The sequence below is a fragment of the Plantibacter sp. PA-3-X8 genome (assembly GCF_003856975.1).
In the GTDB taxonomy this organism is placed as follows: domain Bacteria; phylum Actinomycetota; class Actinomycetes; order Actinomycetales; family Microbacteriaceae; genus Plantibacter; species Plantibacter auratus.
This window is the reverse complement of record NZ_CP033107.1, coordinates 1,045,345-1,063,760: the sequence shown is the minus strand read 5'-3', so window position 1 is coordinate 1,063,760 and position 18,416 is coordinate 1,045,345. Positions and strand designations below refer to the sequence as shown.

22 protein-coding genes are annotated in these 18,416 nt (G+C 69.8%); 9 read left to right on the top strand and 13 right to left on the bottom strand.

Annotated features, from left to right (window positions below):
- Positions 1-79: 79 nt before the first annotated feature.
- Positions 80-880, bottom strand: coding sequence for a sugar phosphate isomerase/epimerase (locus tag EAO79_RS05045; protein WP_124768089.1), 801 nt, complete (start codon positions 878-880; stop codon positions 80-82).
- A gap of 188 nt (positions 881-1,068) precedes the next feature.
- On the opposite strand from EAO79_RS05045, the gene EAO79_RS05040 reads away from it, so the two are divergent.
- Entirely contained in the window at positions 1,069-1,254 is a 186-nt protein-coding gene (locus EAO79_RS05040; RefSeq protein WP_079704550.1) for a hypothetical protein, read from the top strand.
- A gap of 23 nt (positions 1,255-1,277) precedes the next feature.
- Here the strand turns inward: EAO79_RS05040 and EAO79_RS05035 are convergent, their stop codons facing one another.
- On the bottom strand, positions 1,278-1,481 hold the full coding sequence (locus EAO79_RS05035; protein WP_079704549.1) for a three-helix bundle dimerization domain-containing protein: 204 nt from the start codon (positions 1,479-1,481) through the stop codon (positions 1,278-1,280).
- A gap of 214 nt (positions 1,482-1,695) precedes the next feature.
- On the opposite strand from EAO79_RS05035, the gene EAO79_RS05030 reads away from it, so the two are divergent.
- Together EAO79_RS05030 and EAO79_RS05025 are read left to right on the top strand one after the other, a co-directional pair.
- A complete protein-coding gene (locus tag EAO79_RS05030; protein ID WP_124768087.1) occupies positions 1,696-2,139 on the top strand; it encodes a YciI family protein in 444 nt (147 codons plus the stop codon).
- Between the two features lie 37 nt (positions 2,140-2,176).
- Positions 2,177-3,436 carry an RNA polymerase sigma factor gene (locus tag EAO79_RS05025; protein WP_206428325.1) on the top strand — a complete coding sequence of 420 codons (1,260 nt, stop codon included), beginning with the start codon at positions 2,177-2,179 and terminating at the stop codon, positions 3,434-3,436.
- Between the two features lie 18 nt (positions 3,437-3,454).
- Here the strand turns inward: EAO79_RS05025 and EAO79_RS05020 are convergent, their stop codons facing one another.
- The 5 genes from EAO79_RS05020 to EAO79_RS05000 form a co-directional block, all read right to left on the bottom strand.
- A complete protein-coding gene (locus EAO79_RS05020; RefSeq protein WP_124768083.1) occupies positions 3,455-4,159 on the bottom strand; it encodes a DUF805 domain-containing protein in 705 nt (234 codons plus the stop codon).
- A 52-nt stretch (positions 4,160-4,211) separates the two neighbouring features.
- Positions 4,212-6,197 (bottom strand): glycoside hydrolase family 127 protein, encoded by a 1,986-nt coding sequence (locus EAO79_RS05015; protein WP_241160989.1) that lies wholly within the window; start codon positions 6,195-6,197, stop codon positions 4,212-4,214.
- Positions 6,198-6,199: 2 nt separating this feature from the next.
- Positions 6,200-7,123: a carbohydrate ABC transporter permease gene (locus EAO79_RS05010; protein WP_341864845.1), complete on the bottom strand. Its 924-nt coding sequence runs from the start codon at positions 7,121-7,123 to the stop codon at positions 6,200-6,202.
- A gap of 2 nt (positions 7,124-7,125) precedes the next feature.
- On the bottom strand, positions 7,126-8,043 hold the full coding sequence (locus EAO79_RS05005; protein ID WP_079704545.1) for a carbohydrate ABC transporter permease: 918 nt from the start codon (positions 8,041-8,043) through the stop codon (positions 7,126-7,128).
- 78 nt (positions 8,044-8,121) lie between these two features.
- Positions 8,122-9,417 (bottom strand): sugar ABC transporter substrate-binding protein, encoded by a 1,296-nt coding sequence (locus EAO79_RS05000; RefSeq protein WP_124768081.1) that lies wholly within the window; start codon positions 9,415-9,417, stop codon positions 8,122-8,124.
- A 159-nt stretch (positions 9,418-9,576) separates the two neighbouring features.
- Here EAO79_RS05000 and EAO79_RS04995 point away from each other — a divergent pair, with 159 nt between their 5' ends.
- Complete coding sequence (locus EAO79_RS04995) at positions 9,577-10,623, top strand: LacI family DNA-binding transcriptional regulator (RefSeq protein WP_079704543.1); 1,047 nt, start codon at positions 9,577-9,579, stop codon at positions 10,621-10,623.
- 69 nt (positions 10,624-10,692) lie between these two features.
- Positions 10,693-10,962: a hypothetical protein gene (locus EAO79_RS19015; RefSeq protein ID WP_164486897.1), complete on the top strand. Its 270-nt coding sequence runs from the start codon at positions 10,693-10,695 to the stop codon at positions 10,960-10,962.
- 26 nt (positions 10,963-10,988) lie between these two features.
- On the opposite strand, the gene EAO79_RS04985 is transcribed toward EAO79_RS19015, so the two are convergent.
- Positions 10,989-11,567, bottom strand: coding sequence for a hypothetical protein (locus EAO79_RS04985; protein ID WP_124768079.1), 579 nt, complete (start codon positions 11,565-11,567; stop codon positions 10,989-10,991).
- 73 nt (positions 11,568-11,640) lie between these two features.
- On the opposite strand from EAO79_RS04985, the gene EAO79_RS04980 reads away from it, so the two are divergent.
- Together EAO79_RS04980 and EAO79_RS04975 are read left to right on the top strand one after the other, a co-directional pair.
- Positions 11,641-11,970, top strand: coding sequence for a hypothetical protein (locus EAO79_RS04980; protein WP_124768077.1), 330 nt, complete (start codon positions 11,641-11,643; stop codon positions 11,968-11,970).
- A 118-nt stretch (positions 11,971-12,088) separates the two neighbouring features.
- On the top strand, positions 12,089-12,772 hold the full coding sequence (locus tag EAO79_RS04975) for a helix-turn-helix transcriptional regulator (protein WP_124768075.1): 684 nt from the start codon (positions 12,089-12,091) through the stop codon (positions 12,770-12,772).
- Here EAO79_RS04975 and EAO79_RS04970 read toward each other — a convergent pair.
- Both EAO79_RS04970 and EAO79_RS04965 read right to left on the bottom strand, forming a co-directional pair.
- Positions 12,748-13,146 (bottom strand): VOC family protein, encoded by a 399-nt coding sequence (locus EAO79_RS04970; RefSeq protein ID WP_124768073.1) that lies wholly within the window; start codon positions 13,144-13,146, stop codon positions 12,748-12,750. The genes EAO79_RS04975 and EAO79_RS04970 overlap by 25 nt on opposite strands.
- A gap of 83 nt (positions 13,147-13,229) precedes the next feature.
- Entirely contained in the window at positions 13,230-13,796 is a 567-nt protein-coding gene (locus tag EAO79_RS04965; protein ID WP_164486896.1) for a TetR family transcriptional regulator, read from the bottom strand.
- Positions 13,797-13,842: 46 nt separating this feature from the next.
- On the opposite strand from EAO79_RS04965, the gene EAO79_RS04960 reads away from it, so the two are divergent.
- Entirely contained in the window at positions 13,843-15,012 is a 1,170-nt protein-coding gene (locus tag EAO79_RS04960; protein WP_241160988.1) for a zinc-binding alcohol dehydrogenase family protein, read from the top strand.
- A 10-nt stretch (positions 15,013-15,022) separates the two neighbouring features.
- On the opposite strand, the gene EAO79_RS04955 is transcribed toward EAO79_RS04960, so the two are convergent.
- Positions 15,023-15,607: an NADPH-dependent FMN reductase gene (locus EAO79_RS04955; RefSeq protein ID WP_124768067.1), complete on the bottom strand. Its 585-nt coding sequence runs from the start codon at positions 15,605-15,607 to the stop codon at positions 15,023-15,025.
- A 59-nt stretch (positions 15,608-15,666) separates the two neighbouring features.
- Here EAO79_RS04955 and EAO79_RS19535 point away from each other — a divergent pair, with 59 nt between their 5' ends.
- Positions 15,667-16,731, top strand: coding sequence for a GrpB family protein (locus EAO79_RS19535; protein ID WP_371413673.1), 1,065 nt, complete (start codon positions 15,667-15,669; stop codon positions 16,729-16,731).
- A 59-nt stretch (positions 16,732-16,790) separates the two neighbouring features.
- Here EAO79_RS19535 and EAO79_RS04945 read toward each other — a convergent pair whose 3' ends face one another.
- Positions 16,791-18,065 carry a threonine/serine exporter ThrE family protein gene (locus EAO79_RS04945; protein ID WP_124768065.1) on the bottom strand — a complete coding sequence of 425 codons (1,275 nt, stop codon included), beginning with the start codon at positions 18,063-18,065 and terminating at the stop codon, positions 16,791-16,793.
- A 50-nt stretch (positions 18,066-18,115) separates the two neighbouring features.
- Positions 18,116-18,322, bottom strand: a complete 207-nt coding sequence (locus EAO79_RS04940; RefSeq protein ID WP_124768063.1) for a hypothetical protein — start codon at positions 18,320-18,322, stop codon at positions 18,116-18,118.
- Between the last annotated feature and the right edge of the window lie 94 nt (positions 18,323-18,416).

Genomic DNA, 18,416 nt, shown 5'->3' with positions numbered 1-18,416 from the left:
CTTCGACACCTCGACAGGCTCAGTGCGGCGCAGCTCGGGGAACGGGCGCCCCGCTCACCGAGCCTGTCGAGGTGCGCGCCTACTTGTCGTTCTCGGCGAGCCAGGCGTAGGACTCGGCGACGCCGCCGAAGATCTCCTTGCTGTAGCCGTCGAACTCCACGACGCGGGTCGCATGCGGTGCGGCAGCGAGGATCGCCGGGATGTCGACCTGGCCCTGACCCGCGGGCTGCTGGTTCGCGAACGCCTGAGCGAGCGCGTCGGGCACGACGAGCGCACTCTCGCTGCTCGGCAGTGCGGTGGCGATGTCACCGGAGATGATGCCGTCCTTGATGTGCAGGAACTGCACGCGGTCACCGAGCGAACGGAGGAACGCCGGGGTGTCGGCACCGCCGACCGTCGACCAGAAGGTGTCGATCTCGAGGACGACCTCGGGCGACAGCTGCTCGACGAACAGCTCGAAGATCGGGCGCCCGTCGACGTGGGTCGAGAACTCCCAGTTGTGGTTGTGGTAACCGAACTTCAGGCCGGACCCCGCTGCTTGGACGGCGAGCTCGTTGACGCGCTCGGCGAGACGTGCCGCGTCGTCGGCGGTCTGCCAGCGATCGGTGGGGATGAAGGGGTCGATGACCGTCCCGATCCCGAGCCGCGATGCCGCGTCGAACGCGACCGCCGGGTCGGCGGCGTCGATGACGGGCGCGTGGCCGGACGGGGCCGTGACACCAGCGGCGGCGAAAGCGGTCTCGAACTCGGCAGCGCGCTCGACGAACGCGTATGGCTCGACCTTCGTGAAGCCGATCTCGGCGATGCGGGCGACGGCGCCCTGCAGGTCCTCGGCGATGGCGTCGCGGACGGTGTACAGCTGCACGGACGGTGCGCTCATGGGTACTCCTTCGTAGCTTCGGGCGGGCACCGACGGGCGATCGGATCGGTGACGGACACCGAGCCGGACCGCTTCTGTCGACTCATCGACAAAAGTACCCGAGCCGAGTCTATCGACAGAGACTGGGCGCGCGGGTGGCCGGGCACTCATAGTCTGGAGATTCGACCGACCATCAGCGAGGGGGCACCATGGCAGACCTGAACCGGACGAGGCGGAGATCACCACGCCGCGCGATCGTCATCATCGGCGTCCTCGTGCTGATCGCCGTCGTCCTCTACGCGCTGACCCTGAACCCGAACGTGTTCATCCTGCTCGTCGTCTGCATCGTCATCGTGGTCTCGATCGAGGCGCTGACGAGCAGACCTGACCGGTAGCGATCCGCCCGGCGACGGGACCGTTACTTCTCGGCGCGCTTGAGGGACTTCTTGACCGCACGCTCGGCGAGGACGGTCACGTAATCCTGGACCGGACGTTCGGCGAGCGCGCTGACCTCTTCGCGCACGAGCTCGCCGATCCGAGCGGAATCGACCCCCGAGTACTTCTCGCTCAGCTTCGCAGTGAGCTGACGGATGATCTCTTCGTGGTCGATCTCAGTTGCCATGGACTCAGTATCAACCCACAGTTGTTGCCTGGGCTGTGAATCGCGACTTCCGTCCGCCGCTGTTCTCCCGCCGGACACCTGGCCGCCGCGATCCGTTCACCCTCCCCATCGGGCACCCGCCGAGGATATTCTGACCGCGATGTCGATTTCCGTGTTCGCCGTTCGACGTCAGAGTGAGGCGGGCGATCAGCGCCCCTGACGACAGGAGAAAACGATGTCGAAGTACATGCTCATCATGCGCAACAGCGGGTCCGTCGAGAAGCTCGAGGACATGGACTTCGAAGCGGTCATCAACGCGATGGGCGCCTACAACGAGTCGATGATCAACGCCGGCGTGATGGTCGGCGGTGACGGTCTCACCGACGCCGCACAGGGCGCCGTCGTCGAGTTCACGACCGAGGCGCCGATCGTCACCGACGGCCCCTACGGCGAACTCCACGAGCTCTTCAACGGGTTCTGGACAATCGAGGTCGCCACCCGCGAGGAGGCCATCGAATGGGCCGGCCGTGCGCCGCTCGGCCCCGGCAACAAGATCGAGGTGCGCCGTGTGACCGACGAGACGGACTTCGCCGACCACGCCGACAACGAGTACCTCCAGAAGGAGCAGGAGTGGCGGGCGCAGGAAGGTGTGGCGAAGCCGGCGGCCGGCCCGGCCTGAGCACGACCGACGCGAGACGGACATGACCGACGCCGACATGACCGACACCGGCGCGGCGGACGGCGATGAGGCCGCCCGGCGCGTGGTCGACAGCGTCTGGCGGATCGAGAGCGCGCGGATCGTCGCGACCCTCACGAAGCTGACCGGCGACCTCGGCCTGGCGGAGGACCTCGCTCAGAAGGCTCTGCTGGAGGCCCTCGAACACTGGCCGCGCGACGGCGTGCCGCGCACCCCGGGTGCGTGGCTGACGATGGTGGCCAAACGTCGCGCGATCGACGGGTGGCGACGTCGGGCAGCCCTCGATGAGCGGTACCGGTCGCTCGCCCGGGATCTTGAGCAGGCGAGCGACCTCGACTGGGAGCCGATCGGGGACGACGTGCTGCGGCTCGTCTTCACCGCCTGCCACCCGGCGCTCTCGCGGGAGTCGCAGGTGGCGCTGACGCTGCGGGTCGTCAGCGGCCTCACCACCCAGGAGATCGCCCGGATGCTCCTCGTCCCGGTGCCGACGGTGCAGGCGAGGATCACCCGTGCGAAGAAGACGCTCGCCGCGGCGAACGTCCACTTCGAGGCGCCGGACCCTGCCGAGTGGCCCCGGCGCCTGTCGGCCGTCCTCGGCGTCGTCTACCTGCTCTTCACCGAGGGGTTCGCGGCGACGAGCGGACCGACCTGGATCCGTGCCGACCTCGCGAACGAGGCCCTGCGGCTGGGCCGACGCCTCGTCGCGCTCGTCCCCCGCGAGCCGGAGGCGCACGCGCTCGTCGCCCTCATGGAGTTCCAGGCCTCACGCTTCGCCGCCCGCGTCGCACCCGACGGCTCCGCGATCCTGCTCGCCGACCAGCACCGCGAGCGTTGGGACCGGGCGCAGATCGTCCGAGGGACGGCCGCGCTCAGCCGCGCCGACGCCCTCGGACGGGGACGCGGCGCTTACGCGCTCCAGGCGGCCATCGCGCAGTGCCACTCGGTCGCTCCGAGCGTGGAGGCGACGGACTGGGAGCAGATCGTGATCCTCTACGAGGCGCTCGGACGGATCGCCCCGAACCCGGTCGTCGAACTCAACCGCGCGATCGCGGTGTCGATGGCGACCGGCCCGGCGACGGCGCTCCGCATCGTCGACGGTCTCGCCGACGATGCGTCGCTCCGGGGGTCGCACCTCATCCCGAGCGTCCGCGGCGAGCTGCTCGCACGGCTGGGGCGCATCGAGGAGGCACGCTCGGAACTCCTGACCGCCGCGCACCTCGCAGCGAACGACCGGGAGCGCGACGTGCTGCTGCGGAAGGCCGCCGGGCTGCCGCAGTGAACCGCGTCTCCTGCGACCTCAGCGCCCGGACGACACCTGAGCCGGACGATCGAAGCGCTGCCCTTCGGGCTTCGACGGAAGCAGCACGAGGACCAGGATGATGACGCTTCCGATCGAGGGGACGAGTGTGAAGAAGTAGTACGGGCCGGGGAAGTTCGCGTCGTGCAGGCGCCGCCAGGTGATCGCCAGGCTCGGCACGATGAGGGCGAACCACACCACCAACAGCAGGATCACGCCGAGGATGAGGAGCACACGCATGCCGAACTCCATGGGCCCAGGCTCCGCGAAGTCATAGCCACCCCCGGACAGGTCTTCTTCCTGCGCAGCCGTCGCTGCTGCGACGCCGGTCATGATGGCACCGACCATGACGAGCAGCGTCGGGATGAGGATCAGGATCGTCGTGAGCAGCGAACTCCACCAGTACTCGCTGAGCGACGCGCGCCCCGAGAAGTTCGCGTACTGCTTGAAGAACCGCTTGGTGGCCTGGCGGAACGTGGCCCCGTAGAGCGGCAGGGTCAGGTCGTCCGGCGAGCTGGCACCCCGGAGCGGGGGCGCGATGTACTGCGGCTGACCGTACGGTGCCTGGCCGTACTGCGGCTGGCCGTAGGGTGCTTGGCCGTACTGCGGCTGCCCGTACGGTTGCCCGTAGGGTGCCTGGCCGGACTGTGGCTGGCCGCCCTGCGGCTGGCCGGAGGGGACCTCGGGGTTCGGAGGATACGTCATGGCTGCTTCCGGATCGCTGGTCGACAGGACACCAGTATGACGCGCTCCGCCCTCACGCCCGGGCGATCGGGATCCAGACACGCATCGTGGACGGCCCGCGCTCGGCCCACGAATGGTACGGCGCGATGCTCGCGGTGAAGGTCTCATCGGGTCCCGACCCGGCGAACGCATCGCCGTACGGCCAGGCGGTGTCGGCGAGACTCCGGGTACGCAGCTCGATCGACAGCCGACCGTCCGCGTCCTCGACGGGCACGACACCCTCCCCCACCTCGATACGCGCGATCGCCTCGTCACCGCCCGGGAGGTCCACCGACTCGACGCAGTAGACCTCGGGTCCGCGCTCGATCGCGACGCTGCCACGGATGGCGTCCACGCGGGGATCCGGCAGGGTGACCCGCGGACGGACGCTGAACGCGAGCTCCACGACGTCACCGGGGACGAAGGACCGCTCGACGTCGGCGTAGCCCGGGGTGACGGCGCGATCGGTGGGCTCCCCGTCGACGGGTCGGACGGTCACCACCGCGTCATCAGCCCACGACGGCACGCGGAGCGAGACGGTCACCGGTCCACTCGGCGCCTCCACGATCCGCATGGTGACGACACCGGAGCGCGGGTAGTCGGTCACGAGCTCGGCCCGGAACCGCCCGCCATGCTCGCCGCCGATGACCGTGTCGATCGTCGCCGATGCGAACTGATGGATCTGCACGCCGCGGTCGTCGCTCGTGGCGATGAAGGCCGCGAGGCTCGCGAGCGTGCGGGCGACGTTCGGTGGGCAGCAGGAGACGTCGAACCAGGGCGCACGCTCGGAGGACGACGCTCGGGGCGACACCTCGTCGTCCGGGCTCGACTCCCCCGGCGTCCGCTGGTGCAGCGTGTTGGCGTAGAAGAACGCGGTGCCGGCGGCCGACGGCGAGGTCGCGACGACGTTGTACAACACCCGCTCGATGTGGTCCGCGTACCGGACGTCGCGGTCCTCGAGGAGGAGCCGCCAGCTGAACATGATGGAGGCGATGCCGGCGCAGGTCTCGGAGTACGCGCGATCGGACGGCAACTCGAAGTCCTCACCGAACGCCTCGTCCTGGTGGTGCGAGCCCTGCCCGCCGGTGAGGTAGGTGCGGCGCGCGATCGTCCGGTCCCACTGGCCGCGGAGGGCGTCGAGCAAGCCGGCGTCACTCTGCTCGACCGCGATGTCGGTCGCGCCGGCCGCGAGGTAGTTCGCGCGGACCGCATGACCCCGCAACGCCTCGGCCTCGCGGATCGGCACGTCGTCCTGGAAGTAGGCGCGGCCCCACTCGATGTCCTGGAGCACGCCGGTGCCGCGACGCTCGACGAACAGCGACGCGAGTTCGAGGTAGCGCGGCTCGCCCGTCACCCGTGACAGCTCCGCGAGGCCCACCTCGACCTCGGCGTGCCCGCACACGGACTGGATGCCGTCGGTGCCGAAGACCTCGCAGATGAGGTCGGCGGCCCGCGTCGCGATCCCGAGGAGCCCGTCGTCGGAGCCAGGGCTCGTCCGCTCCCGGGCGACGGCCGCCTGGAAGAGGTGGCCGAGGCAGTACAGCTCGTGCCCCCACTCGAGATCCGACCAGCGCTCACCCTGACCCGGGCGACCGAAGCGGGTGTTCAGATAGCCGTCGGCCTCCTGTGCGGCGGCGACCCGGTCGACGATCGCGCGGAACCGCGACTCGAGCGCTTCGTCACCGCCGAGCCGTCCGAGCTCCCACGCGACGGCCTCGAGGTACTTGTAGACCTCGGAGTCGGCGAACTCGCGTCCGCGGCGACCCTCGGGAAGCGTGCCGGCGGCGGCGAGGTCGAAGTTGCGGAGCCAGCCCTCCCGCTCGAGCCAGTGTTCGACGTGCGGCAGCGTCGCCGTGCCGTTGACCCGCTGGCGGTCGGCCCAGAAGCCGTCGGTGATGCGCACCTCGTCGAGGCCGAGCGGTGTGAGCGCGCCGGTGGTAGGGACGACCGGGGCTGCCACGGTCACCGACGGAGTTGGCGTAGTGGACATCGTGGGCGTGGTGCTGGTGGTGGTGCTCATGGTTACCCCTTGAAGGCGCCGGACATGAAGCCGCGCACGTAGTGACGTTGGAGGATGAGGAAGAGGAGGATGCACGGCAGCGCGAGGACCACGACGCCGGCTTCGGTCGCGCCGTAGTCGACGACGCCCTGGACCTGGCCGCGCAGGTTCGAGACCGCGAGCGGCAGGGTCATCTTCGCCGAGTCGTTGATGAGGATCAGCGGCGCCATGAAGTCGTTCCAGGCCGCGAGGAACGCGAACAGTCCCACGGTGATGAGGCCGGGCTTGACCGCCGGGACGAGCACCTTCCAGAGCACGGTCCAGGAGTTGCAGCCGTCGACCATCGCCGCCTCATCGAGCTCCTTCGGGATCGACTCGAAGGCGATGCGCATCATGAAGGTCGAGAACGGCAGCTGGAACATGGTGAGCACGAGCGCCACGCCGACGAGCGAGTTCGACAGCCCGACCAGGTTGAGGAGCACGTAGAGCGGGATGAGCAACGTGGCGTACGGGACCATGAGGATCGCGATGGTCGCGAGGAACAGGGCGTTCTTGCCGCGGAACTGGAACCGCGCGAAGGCGTAGCCGCCGAACAACGAGATCACGAGCGTCAGGACCACGGTCAGCAGCGAGACGAACGCCGAGTTGCCGATGTACTGCAGGATGCCGTCCTGGTAGCCGGCGAGGGTGATGTAGTTGCCGAGCCCCCAGCCCTCGGTCTGGTTCGTGCCGGCGAGCGGGGAGACCGATCGCACGGCGGTCCAGACGAGCGGGTAGAGGAAGATCACGGCGAGCGCCGCCGTGAAGATCCAGAACGGCATCCGGATGGCGATACCGAAGAAGTTCGTCGGTTTCCCGTCGCGTCCGCGGCCGCGATTGCGTCCGTGACCACGGACGTCGGGCATCGTCGAGGTGACGGTGGCCGGTTCCTTTCGGGTGATGGTCATGCTCAGTCCTCGACCTTCTTGCTGAACGCGCGGATCTGCACGATGTTGATGACGATGAGCGCGGCGAGCACGATGACCGACAGCGCACCGGCGACGCCGAGGTTGTTCGGGCCCTGGAACGCCACGTTGTAGATGAGCTGGACGACGGTGATGGTGCTGTTGTCCGGCCCGCCCTTGGTGAGGATGTAGAACTGCTCGAACGCGAGGAGTGAGCCGGTGACGCACATCACCGTCGTCAGCGCGAGCGTCGGCTTCAGCAGCGGGACCGTGATGTCGCGGAAGGTCTGCCAGCGTGACGCGCCGTCGATGCGCGCCGCCTCGTAGACCTCCTCCGGGATCCCCTGCAGGCCCACGAGCATGAGCAGCATGTAGAAGCCGGCGAAGCGCCAGACGATGAGGAAGACCGTCGACCAGAGCGCCGCGTCCGGGGTCCCGAGGAAGGTGAAGCCCATGGCCTTCGTGAGGTCGGCGAACGGACCCGCGATCGGCGAGTACAGGACGTAGAACAGGAGCGACGCCGAGGCGAGGCCGAGGGCGCTCGGGATGAGGAAGGCGGTGCGGAGGAAGCCCTTCCATCGGCTGGACTCCTGGACGAGGAGCGCGAGGCCGAGCCCGAGGCCGATGAGGAGGACCGTCGCGATGACGGTGTACTTCAGCGTGAAGACCACCGAGTCGAGGAAGAAGCGGTTGTCGATCGCCTTCGGGAAGTTCTCGGGGAAGTTCACACCCTGGTTGCCACCGAGGAGCGGCCAGTCGGAGGCCGCCATCTGGAACACGAGGCCCAGTGGGACGAGGAACAGCAAGATGACGAACACGGCGGTGGGGAGCGCGAACAACCAGCCGGTGCGGGCGTGCACGGCTCGACGCTTCCGGGCGCCGACCGAGTCCGTCGGGCCTCGTCTGGCGAGGGTGGTACTCATGGGTGGGACCTTTCGAACGGGTGGGCGCCGGTGCGCCGTCGCGATGGGGGGATCACGGCGGCGCACCGGCGGATCGGGCTACTGCGAGAGCACGTCCGTGATCGCGTCGCTGTCGGCGTCGACCGTGTCGGTGCCCTCGAGGACCGCGTTCCGCACGAGGGTCAGCCACGGGCTGGTCGGCGAGTTGAAGGCCTCCTGGAAGTTCAGCGAGTACGGGGTGTCACCCTTCGAGGCGACCTCGTTGATCGTGACGAGGCGCGGGTCCTTGCTCGAGTACTCGTTCTCGGCGAGGTCGGAGCGGGAGACGACGTCGTTGTCCTTCGCGAGGACACCGACCTGCGCGTCCTCGGACATCAGCCAGCTGAGGAAGTTCCACGACTGTGCGGCCTTCTTGCTGTCCTTCGAGACGCCGATGCCGTCGCCACCGACGAAGGTCGAGTCGCCGCCCTTCGGGCCGGGGATGCCGGACACGCCCACGTCGAAGGGAGTGGAGGAGAGCAGCGTCGCCGGGTACGGCATGACGCCGACCTTGCCCTCGGTGAAGCCGGCGGTCCAGGTGGGTCCGGCCTCGTCCTTCGAGGAGGGGAGCACGGCGCCCGACTTCCACAGGTCGGCCCACGTGCTGTAGACCTCCTTCGCGCCGTCCTCAGCGAGGAGCGACTCGGTGCCCTCCTTGTTCATGACCTGCTCACCGTCGGCCCACACACTGGGGAACCACGTGAAGACGAGGCAGCCGCCGCAGTTGAGGCCAGTGGCGGTGCCGTAGGTGTCCGGCTTGTTGAGCGCCTGCACCGCCTTCGCGTCCTCGGCGAACTCGGCGAGGGTCGTCGGACCCTGCTCGGGGTCGAGGCCGGCCTCCTTGTAGAGCTCCTTGTTCCAGAAGAGCATCGACAGGTCGAGCACGAACGGGAGCACGTGCTCCTTGCCGTCGGACGTGCCGGCGGCGAGGTGGCCCTGGTTGATCTCGTCCTTGAAGTCGAGGCCGTCGATGTTCGCGGTGAGGTCCTGGAAGAGGCCCTGCTCGACCCAGTTCGGGACGTACACGATGTCGGCGGCGAACAGGTCGGGGAGACTGTCGGAACCGGCCGCCGCACCCACCTTCGCGACGTAGTCGTCGTTCGGGACCACGGTGAGCTTGACCTGGTTCTCGTGCGAGGCGTTGTAGGCCTCGACGAGCAGCTTCGCCTGCTTCTCGAGTGGGGCGCGGGTCCAGAGCGTGAGCTCGGAGCCGTCGTCGACGCCCTCGGGCCCGGCGCTGGCGAGCGGGGAACTGCCGCCGCCCCCGGAGGAACAGGCGGCGAGGCCGACGAGGAGGGCGCTGGCGGCCAACACCCCTCCGACCCGCTGCATCCGTCTGGTGTGCGTGCTGCGCATGGTGACTCCTCTGACTCATCGTTGAGCGGACCGGTCGGGTCCGGCGGTGCATGGGAGGTTTTCGAAACTGTCGAAACGCCTTTCGGTAAAGCTAGCCTGGGATCGGTGTAGCGTCAAGAGCGAAGTCCGGTAACGTTTCGGAAACGAAGAGGGGGAGCAATGCCAGACAGTGACGTCAGTGCGTCGGCAACCGGTACCCCCGGCCGAGCGGCGACCTTGGGCGACGTCGCCCGGATCGCAGGCGTCTCGATGGCCACCGCCTCGAAAGCCATCAACGGACGGAGCGAGGTCGCCCCGAAGACCCGTCAGCGGGTGCTCGACGCCGCGAAGGAAGTCGCCTTCACGCCCAACGAACTCGCGAGGAGCCTGATCAACGGGCGCACCGGCACCGTCGGACTCTTGACGAGCGACCTCGAGGGACGCTTCGTCATCCCCATCCTCATGGGCGCCGAGGACGCGTTCGGTGCCGGTCAGGTCAACGTGTTCCTGTGCGACGCCCGCGGGGATGCGATCCGCGAGCAGCACCACCTGAACGCGCTCCTCACCCGGCGCGTCGACGGCATCATCGTCGTGGGCCGCACGACGGACCCACGCCCCTCGCTCGGCCACAAACTGCCCGTCCCGGTCGTCTACGCCTACGCGCCGTCCGACGACCCGACCGACGTGTCGATCACCCCCGACAACCGCGACGGCGGGCGCCTCGCCGTCGAGCACCTGATCGCCTGCGGGCGTTCCCGCATCGCGATGATCACGGGTGAACCGCAGTACGCGGCGGCCAGGGACCGCGTGACGGGCGTGCAGAACGCTCTCGCCGCGGCGGGTCTGGACCTCGTCGGCACGCCGATGTTCTCGGAGTGGACCGAGCACTGGGGTCGCGATGCGGCGGCGATGCTGCTCGCACAGCACCCGGAGATCGACGGCATCGTCGCCGGTTCCGACCAGATCGCCCGCGGCGTGCTCGATACCGTCCGCGACCTCGGGCGCGACGTCCCGAGCGACGTCGCGGTCGTCAGCTTCGACAATTGGGAGATCCTGGCCACAAACTCCCGCCCGGAGCTGTCGTCGATCGACGCCAACCTGCAACAGCTCGGCCGGCTCGCCGCGACCCGCATCTTCGAGGCGATCGAGGGTACGGACGTCGCACCGGGTGTCGAGTACCTGCCGGGCCGCCTCGTCCTCCGCGGTTCCACCATCCCGAGGCGCTGAATCCGGTCGGACGCCGATACTCGCCCCACGGGTGATGCGACAGCCGTCGGACATCGCTACGGTCGAGCCATGGACAGCTCAACCGTCATCATGATCGCGGTCCTCGCCGTCGTCGCGGTCATCGTCATCACGATCACCGTGCAGGCCAGACGACGTGCCGGCGGGTCGAAGCATCGCGGTGGTACGACCTCGGACTCCGGCATGCCGTTCATCGTCGACAGCGACGGTCACCATGGAGGCGGCCACCACGGCGGAAGCGACTCCGGCGGTTGGGACGGTGGCGGTGGCGGCGACTCCGGCGGCGGCGGAGACGGGGGCGGTGGGGGCGGCGGCGACTGACCGGTCCGCCCGGGCCGCGTGAGCCGTCAGCGACGTCGCTGCTGCTTCGGGCGACGCTTCGGTTTCGGACGCGGCTTCCGCTTCGGTGGTGGCACAACCGCGTCCCCCTCGCCCGAGCGCTTCCGGCGCGAGACGTCGACGCCGCCTGCCGGTCCACCGATCCACATCGGCACCCCACTCCCCCAGCCGGCGACGAAGAACAGCACCCCGCCGACGACCAGGCCGGCGACCCCGACGACCTGCCAGATCGCCTCGTCATAGATCACGGGCCCCACAGCCTGACCGTCGAAGAGCAGATGGAACCCGTTGTTCACGACGACGACGAGCAGCGTCAGCCACCCGACACCGAACACCGTGCCGGCCACCCACCCCCATGAGGCGATCGCCAACCCGCCCAAGACGGCGGCCGCAGCGACGGGTACGCCGAACGCCACGAACAGGACGATCGCGACCCAGGACTCGGCACTGTCGCCGCCGATGGCGGCCAAGACGATCGCGACGACGACGAGCAGCACGACGGAGGCGATGAGCGCGCCAGTCCACGTCGTGATGCGCCGACGACTCATCCGGTACGGGTTGGTGGTGGACGACTCCCGGTTCGGCATGGCTCCATCCTCGACCATCAGAGACCCCGCCGTCAGCCGGACGACGAGCGCGGCGTCACGGTAGCCTCCCTGCATGGGGGAATCACGAGGCGCCCGTGCGCGCGCGGGTGCGACCCGCTCCCGAGCATGGCTGACCCTGTCCTGGTGCGCATCAGTCTTGGCCGCGGCGTTCCTGGGGGCAGGCGTCGTGAGCATCTCGACCTACGCTTCGTTCCTCGACTTCCCGCAGGACGATCCCGGCTGGATCAGCCACCACGGCTGGCTCGCCTCCACCGGCACGGCTGCACTGATCATCGGCGCCGCGCTCGCGGTCTGCAGCGCGGTGGCGTTCATCCTGTGGCAAGTCGGGCTCCCGGAGCAGCCGGTCGGTCAGGGCGCTCGATCCTCCACGGAACACCGCTGACCGACCGCGCCGCCGTCGCCGTGGTATGCGGTGGTGAGCGGCGGACCACGGCCGTCGTCGGTCGACATCGGTCCGATCGGTGTCGACACCATCACGCGCCGATTGAGACACTGGGCAGGTGTACTCCGAGCGTGTCCTCCTCTTCGGCGACGCGCTGTGGCGCTCGGAAGACAGCGCTGGCGGGGCGGTCGTCCCGGCCGACGGCTGCGTCGACCTGATCCTCCGCGACGGCCGGGTCGAGGTGGCCGGACCGTCCACACGGTGGCTGGCCACCGGTCCCGACGGGGCCGCCGGGTCGTTCGGCTTCAGGATGCAGCCGGGGCGGGCCAGGCTCCTGCTCGGCCTCGATCTCGCAGCGATCGCGGACAAGCTCGTACCGCTCGACGACGTCACCGATCGGCGGACCGCGGCACGGCTGCGCGAGGCGATGATCCCGCTCGAAGCCGGACCCGCCCCGATCGGCACGCTCGCGGCGTTCTCGGCCCAGCTTGCCGAAGCGAGTCGCTGGTCGGACGCCGTCCGCCGAGCGGCGTTCGAGGCGACGCCGGCGCGTGACGTCGCCGCGACGCTGAGCGGCTCCGAACGGTCCTTCCGGCGGCGGATGCTCGCCACCTTCGGATACGGCTACGCCACGCTCGTGCGCCTCGATCGCGCACATCGAGCTCGATCCTCACTCCGCTCGGGCTCGTCGATCGCCGACGTCGCCGCATCGGCGGGCTATGCCGACCAACCCCACCTCTCCCGCGAGTTCAGGCGTCTCGTCGGCTCGAGCCCCGCTCAGTTCGCGGCGAGCGCGGCGTAGAGGTCGACCGAGTTCCCGTCCGGGTCGAGGACGGTCGCGTACCGCTGGCCCCACACGGCGTCCCAGGGCTCGACGTGCCCGGCGTATCCGGCATCGACGAGCGTGGCGAAGGTGGCGTCGACGGCAGCCGGACTTCCCTGGTCGAAGGCGAGGGCGATCCGGTGGCCGCCGGACGCCGGAACGAAGGTCGGGTCGAAACCGCGGATCGTCTCGACCGTGTCCCATGCGAGCGCCACCCCTCCGTCCAGGAGTGCATCCACGTGGGGAGCATCGTCTTGACCGGGCTCGATGGGCACGCCCAAGGCTCGGTAGAAGGCGAGCGAGGCCGCCATGTCGTTCGTCACGATGCCGATGAAGCCGAGTCTCAGTGTCATGGTCTCACCGTACGACCGGGCGACGACGGGGTCGTGAACAGAACGGCCACGCTGCGCGCGCGACCGGTTCCCTGTCTGCTCGGTCAGCGACCCGCGAGGTCGCCGAGTCGGGCGCGCATCGCGCGGAGCACGTCGACGAGGAGCACGTCGTCCGGTCCGGCGAGCCACTGCTCGAGGGAGGCGTCGAAGAGTGCCGAACCGATGGACGCTGCGAGCGCCGCGTCGGCTGACGTGACACCACTCTCCATGAGGGCATCGCGCATCGCGTCGGTGAGGACCGCCGACTTCAACCGTTCCCGCTCGCGCAGCTGCGGTTCCGACCGGACGACGGCGCGGCGGGCGGCGATGTCGTCCCGCCAGCGCTGCAGCTCACCGGCGGCCACGGTCTCGAGGCCGGACATCACCAGGGCGAGCGGGTCGAGCCCTGCTGGCGCCGCGGCGACCAGCCGTCCCACCACCGTCGGGAGCTCGCGCTCGCGGAGGAAGAGCACGTCGCGCTTGTCGGCGAAGTGACGGAAGAACGTGCGGGTGGTGAGCCCGGCGGCCTCGGCGATCTCCGGGACCGTCGTCGCCGCGAAGCCCCGGTCGGCGAAGAGCGCCATCGCAGCGCTCTCGAGTCGGAGAGCGGCGTCGGGAGCCCAGCGTGCCATGCGATCAGGATAACCGATGACACGTCGTGTCGTCAGGTGTACAGTGATGACACACCGTGTCATCATCGCCACGCCAATCCGCAACACCCTTGGAGACCTCATGCCGACGAACACCGCAGCCTGGCTGCCAGCACCCCGAGCGGACTTCGTCGTCGGTCCGGCCGCGATGCACGAACCCGGCCCTGGCGAACTCCTCATCCGGAACCGAGCGGTCGCGGTGAACCCGCTCGACGACGTCAAGCAGCAGACCGGGAACCTCATGTACCGGTGGCTTCCCTCGCCCGCCGTGCTCGGTGAGGACGTCGCAGGCGAGGTCGTGGCCGTCGGGCCGGACGTCCGTCGCTTCGCCGTGGGCGACCGCGTCGTGGCGTACGCGGTCGGCATGGAGCGCGGTCGGCGCCATGACGCCGAGGGCGGGTTCCAGCAGTTCACCGTCGTGCGGGCGGACCTCGCTGCCCCGATCCCGGACGGTCTGCGAGACGAGGACGCCGTCGTCCTGCCGCTCGGGATCTCCACGGCCGCGACCGCCCTCTTCCAGCGCGACCACCTCGCGCTCCCCCACCCCTCGGAGCACCCCACCCCCCCCGGGACGACCGTCGTCGTCTGGGGCGGCGCCACCAGCGTCGGGAGCAACGCCATCCAGCTCGCGGTCGCCTCCGGCCACCGGGTCGCGACCACCGCCTCGCCGCACAACCACGACCGGATGCGCGAGCTCGGTGCCGACCTCGTGTTCGACTACCGCAGCCCGACCGTCGTGGCGGATCTCGTCAGCGCCCTCCGCGGCTCCTCGGTCGTCGGCGTCCTCGCCGTCGGGACCGGCTCCGCAGAACCAGCCGTCGCCGTCGCCGCCGCCACCGGGGCACGCCGCGTCGCACTCGCGAGCCCGTCGGTGTCGTTCGGGTCGCTGCCGCGTCGGGCCGGCCCGAGTCTGACGTTCGTCCGCACCATGACCCGGCTCGTGACGGCCAACGTCGCGCTCCAGATCCGTGCCCGTCGGGCGGGGATCTCGGCGCGGTACGTGTGGGGCAGCTCGCTCATGACCAACGAGGTCGGGCCGATGCTGTGGGAGGACTACCTGCCGGGCGCGCTCGCCGGCGGACGACACGTCTGCGCGCCAGCCCCCGAGGTGGTCGGCGAAGGCCTCGAAGCGATCCAGCCGGCCCTCGACCGACTCCACGGCGGCGTCTCGGCCCGCAAGCTCGTCGTGCGGTTGTGAGGCGCGGGACTCACACCTCCCAGACCGAGCGGTAGCTCCGCTCGGCGAGGAGCCCGGACAACTCCGTATGCACGCTCATCGTCTTGGCGAGCCGCTCGGCGCGGTCCGCCTTCAGCACCTCGGGACGCTCCCAGTCCCGCTCCGACAGGTAGGCCGTGTACGGGTTGATGACGCACTTGAAGTCCAGCATGAGCGACTGCCCGAGCGTGGCGGTCGCCATGTAGCTGTGCGGCAGGCCGGCAGCGCAGACGAAAGTCACGACCTTGTCGAACCAGGCGGCGACCCTGCCGTCCTCACCGGTCGCGCCGGTCGCCTCGATGAGCGACTTCACCGACGCGGCCGGCGCCCAGTTGTAGATCGGGAAGGCGAGGACGACGCCGTCCGCAGCAGTGATCGACGCATGCAGGCGACGGAACGCAGGGCTCTCGAAGACCCGGTCGTTGTCGAACGGCGGCAGTTCCATCTCGGCCAGATCGATGACGGACGAGTCATGACCTTGCTCGCGCAGCAACCCGCTGCTCGCCGAAGCGAGGGTCCGACTCCGACTCGCCGGATCGAGGCTGCAGGAGATCACGGGCAGGTTCAAGGCGGCCATCCCTCTACGCTAACCCGCCTGCCCACGCTCCGAGCGCGGCGGGTATGCGAGGGTGGAGCATGCTCTCCCCGCAGTCCCTCAGTGAAGCCGACCGCCGTCTCGTCGCCTCGTGGGCCGCCGATTGCGCCGAGCGGGTACTGCCGCTGTTCGAAGCGGAGGCCCCGGACGACGATCGCCCACGTGACGCGATCGCCCGCGCGCGGGCGTACGCGAGTGGCGAGCTCGACACCGCCGGTGAGATCCGCCGCCGCTTCGTCGCCAACCGGGCCTCGCAGGTGGTGTCCTCACCCGCAGCCAAAGCCGCCGCGTGGTCGGCCGGGCAAGCAGCAGGTGTCGCGCACATGGGCGCCCACGCGCTCGGCGCCGCCGCCTACGCGGCGAAGGCCGCCGAGCTGCATCAGGCCGGAGCCGGCACGGCCGAGATCGCCTGGCAGCTCGAGCACCTGAGCGACCCGGCCCGCACTGCACTGCGCCTCCTGCCGGCACTCGGCACCGATCCGTCAGGGCCGCTCGGTTCCGGACTGCTGGCCTCGGGGGTGCTCGGCGACAACATCCGTGCGATCCAGAACGGCTTGCGTCGCCGCCCGGACGTCACCGCGCTCGAACTCGTCGGCGGCCCTGAGCCGGTCCGGGTCGAGTTGCACGACGCCAACCCGGAGTGGCCCGAACGGTACCGGGAGCACCGGCAGCGCATCCTGGACGCGCTCGAGACCAGCACCGTCGCGATCGAGCACATCGGCTCGACCTCGGTGCCCGGACTCGCGGCGAAGCCGATCGTCGACATCGTGGTCGCCGTGGAGGACATCACGGCGGAGGAGGACTACCTCGACCCCCTGCTGGCCGCCGGCTACGTGCTGCGCGTCCGTGAACCCCGCCATCGGATGGTCCGGACCCCGGAGCGCGACGTCCACGTGCACCTCTACGAGCAGGGCGCACCGGAGATCGACGAGTACCTCCTCCTCCGCGACCATCTGCGTTCCGACGCCGACGACCGCGCGTTGTACGAGCGCACCAAGCGGGAGCTGCTCGGGAGGTCCTGGGACGACATGAACGACTACGCCGATGCGAAGACCGAGGTCATCCTCGCGATCAAGGCGCGGGCGCGTGCAGCCCTGAGCCGCTGAGCCGCTGAGCCGCCCGAATCTGCACGGATTCGGCTCGGTTTCGGACGATTCCGGGCGACTCAGGGACGGGCGGTCGCACGCACCGGCGGGATGACGACCCCGGTCAGGACCGCCGCCGTCTTGACGCCGACGCAGAGGCTGATGAAGACCGTCAGCGCCGCCGTGACCGCTGAGCCTTCGAGCGTCGCGAGCGACACGAGTCCCACGGTGCCCGGCACGAGCATGAGCAGGGCCGGCTGGAACGTGACGTTGGACGGCACCGCCGCCGAGTACCGCTCGACGATGCGAGCGACGACGAACACGATTCCGGCGGTGAGCCCCGTCGCGACCGCGTTCCCCACGAGCGGGGCGAACAGGACGATGCCCGCATAGGTCAGCGCCATCACGCAGATGGTCAGCAGCGTCAGGGAGCGGCCTGAGCCGAACGCGATCCCGATCCCGGCCGCGAGCATCACGACGCCGATCCACGTGAACCACAGCGGCGGGACCGACTCCCACCCGACCAGATCCGAACTCCCGCGGCCCACCTGACCGACGAGCGCCGTCGAGTCGGGGTCGATCGATAGGCCGGTGAGCAGCGCCCCGGCAGAGATCCCGGCCGCCATGAAGGCGAGCACGATGAGCCCGTACATCAGGCGTGCCGAGCCCGTCACGATGTCCGTCGCCGTCAATTCCAGCAGGGCGTTGGTGATGAGCGCGCCGGGCACGAGGATCGCGATCGGCGCGCAGACGGCGAACAGCGGCACGGGACCGAGATCCATCGCTGATGCGAGCGTCCCGACGAGCGTCGTCGAGACGAACGCCGTCACGAATGGGGCGATCGCGACCGCTCCCCGCCACCGCGCCAGCAGGGTGATGACGAGGCCGACGAAGGCACCGACGAGCATGGATGCGACGATCGCCCACCATGGGCAGCGGAACAGCAGCGCGAGCCCACCCGCGAGCGGCAGGTTCCCGACCACCCAGTGCATCGACGCGTGCGGGCGCGGCGTCTCCCGGATCGACTGGATACGGGCCGGCAGATCCCCGACCGGCCAGTGTCCGAGCTCGAGTTCGCGCATGAGCCGGTTCGCCCGCGCCGCGCCGCGGAACGACAGCTCGCCGTGCGTGTTGCCGGCAGCGAGCACCGCGCCGGTGCGCACGTCGTTCACGATGATGAGCTGCGGCAGCACCGAGAAGGCCAGGCCCTCGTCGCCCGATGCGACCGTGGCGCGCTCCAGGGAGTCGCGGACGTCGGTGACGGAGGTGCCGGCGTCGAGGAGCAGGCAGCCGAGCGCGCTGTAGGCGTGCGCAGCGGTCCTGCGGTGCTCCTCGGTCGCGGTGTCGTCACTCATCCCGCCAACGGTACGCGAGATTCCGGGGGCGCCTGCGGTGGCCGCGGGCCTCAGCGGCGGTTGCGGAGCCCGACGGCTCCGGCCACACCGAAGTACAGGCCGGCGAGGATCGGGACGATGACGATCCACCAGAAATGGAAACCGTACTCGCCGTGGGCGTTCGCGATGGCGACCGGGATGAGCGCCACCCCGAGTACGACAGCCACGATGCCGATGCCGAGCGTGAGTCGGGGTCTTCCCGGAGTGAACGAGGCCATGGGGACACGCTAACCCCGCGGAGCCCGCGGGCCTCGGGGGATATCCCCTGCGCTCACGCGGCGCAAGCGCTTGTCCGGCCGCCGACACGCTGGC

Excerpts from the sequence above, each read along its gene's own strand:
- EAO79_RS05000 (WP_124768081.1), bottom strand. The coding sequence starts at position 9,417 with ATGCGCAGCACGCACACCAGACGGATGCAGCGGGTCGGAGGGGTGTTG.
- EAO79_RS05010 (WP_341864845.1), bottom strand. The coding sequence starts at position 7,123 with ATGACCATCACCCGAAAGGAACCGGCCACCGTCACCTCGACGATGCCC.
- EAO79_RS05005 (WP_079704545.1), bottom strand. The coding sequence starts at position 8,043 with ATGAGTACCACCCTCGCCAGACGAGGCCCGACGGACTCGGTCGGCGCC.
- EAO79_RS05040 (WP_079704550.1), top strand. The coding sequence starts at position 1,069 with ATGGCAGACCTGAACCGGACGAGGCGGAGATCACCACGCCGCGCGATC.
- EAO79_RS04945 (WP_124768065.1), bottom strand. The coding sequence starts at position 18,065 with ATGAGTGACGACACCGCGACCGAGGAGCACCGCAGGACCGCTGCGCAC.
- EAO79_RS04970 (WP_124768073.1), bottom strand. The coding sequence starts at position 13,146 with ATGACACTGAGACTCGGCTTCATCGGCATCGTGACGAACGACATGGCG.
- EAO79_RS04965 (WP_164486896.1), bottom strand. The coding sequence starts at position 13,796 with ATGGCACGCTGGGCTCCCGACGCCGCTCTCCGACTCGAGAGCGCTGCG.
- EAO79_RS05015 (WP_241160989.1), bottom strand. The coding sequence starts at position 6,197 with ATGAGCACCACCACCAGCACCACGCCCACGATGTCCACTACGCCAACT.
- EAO79_RS05025 (WP_206428325.1), top strand. The coding sequence starts at position 2,177 with ATGACCGACACCGGCGCGGCGGACGGCGATGAGGCCGCCCGGCGCGTG.
- EAO79_RS05020 (WP_124768083.1), bottom strand. The coding sequence starts at position 4,159 with ATGACGTATCCTCCGAACCCCGAGGTCCCCTCCGGCCAGCCGCAGGGC.
- EAO79_RS04955 (WP_124768067.1), bottom strand. The coding sequence starts at position 15,607 with ATGGCCGCCTTGAACCTGCCCGTGATCTCCTGCAGCCTCGATCCGGCG.
- EAO79_RS04985 (WP_124768079.1), bottom strand. The coding sequence starts at position 11,567 with ATGCCGAACCGGGAGTCGTCCACCACCAACCCGTACCGGATGAGTCGT.
- EAO79_RS04940 (WP_124768063.1), bottom strand. The coding sequence starts at position 18,322 with ATGGCCTCGTTCACTCCGGGAAGACCCCGACTCACGCTCGGCATCGGC.
- EAO79_RS19015 (WP_164486897.1), top strand. The coding sequence starts at position 10,693 with ATGGACAGCTCAACCGTCATCATGATCGCGGTCCTCGCCGTCGTCGCG.
- EAO79_RS05045 (WP_124768089.1), bottom strand. The coding sequence starts at position 880 with ATGAGCGCACCGTCCGTGCAGCTGTACACCGTCCGCGACGCCATCGCC.
- EAO79_RS04980 (WP_124768077.1), top strand. The coding sequence starts at position 11,641 with ATGGGGGAATCACGAGGCGCCCGTGCGCGCGCGGGTGCGACCCGCTCC.
- EAO79_RS19535 (WP_371413673.1), top strand. The coding sequence starts at position 15,667 with ATGCTCTCCCCGCAGTCCCTCAGTGAAGCCGACCGCCGTCTCGTCGCC.
- EAO79_RS04960 (WP_241160988.1), top strand. The coding sequence starts at position 13,843 with ATGACACACCGTGTCATCATCGCCACGCCAATCCGCAACACCCTTGGA.
- EAO79_RS04995 (WP_079704543.1), top strand. The coding sequence starts at position 9,577 with ATGCCAGACAGTGACGTCAGTGCGTCGGCAACCGGTACCCCCGGCCGA.
- EAO79_RS05030 (WP_124768087.1), top strand. The coding sequence starts at position 1,696 with ATGTCGAAGTACATGCTCATCATGCGCAACAGCGGGTCCGTCGAGAAG.
- EAO79_RS05035 (WP_079704549.1), bottom strand. The coding sequence starts at position 1,481 with ATGGCAACTGAGATCGACCACGAAGAGATCATCCGTCAGCTCACTGCG.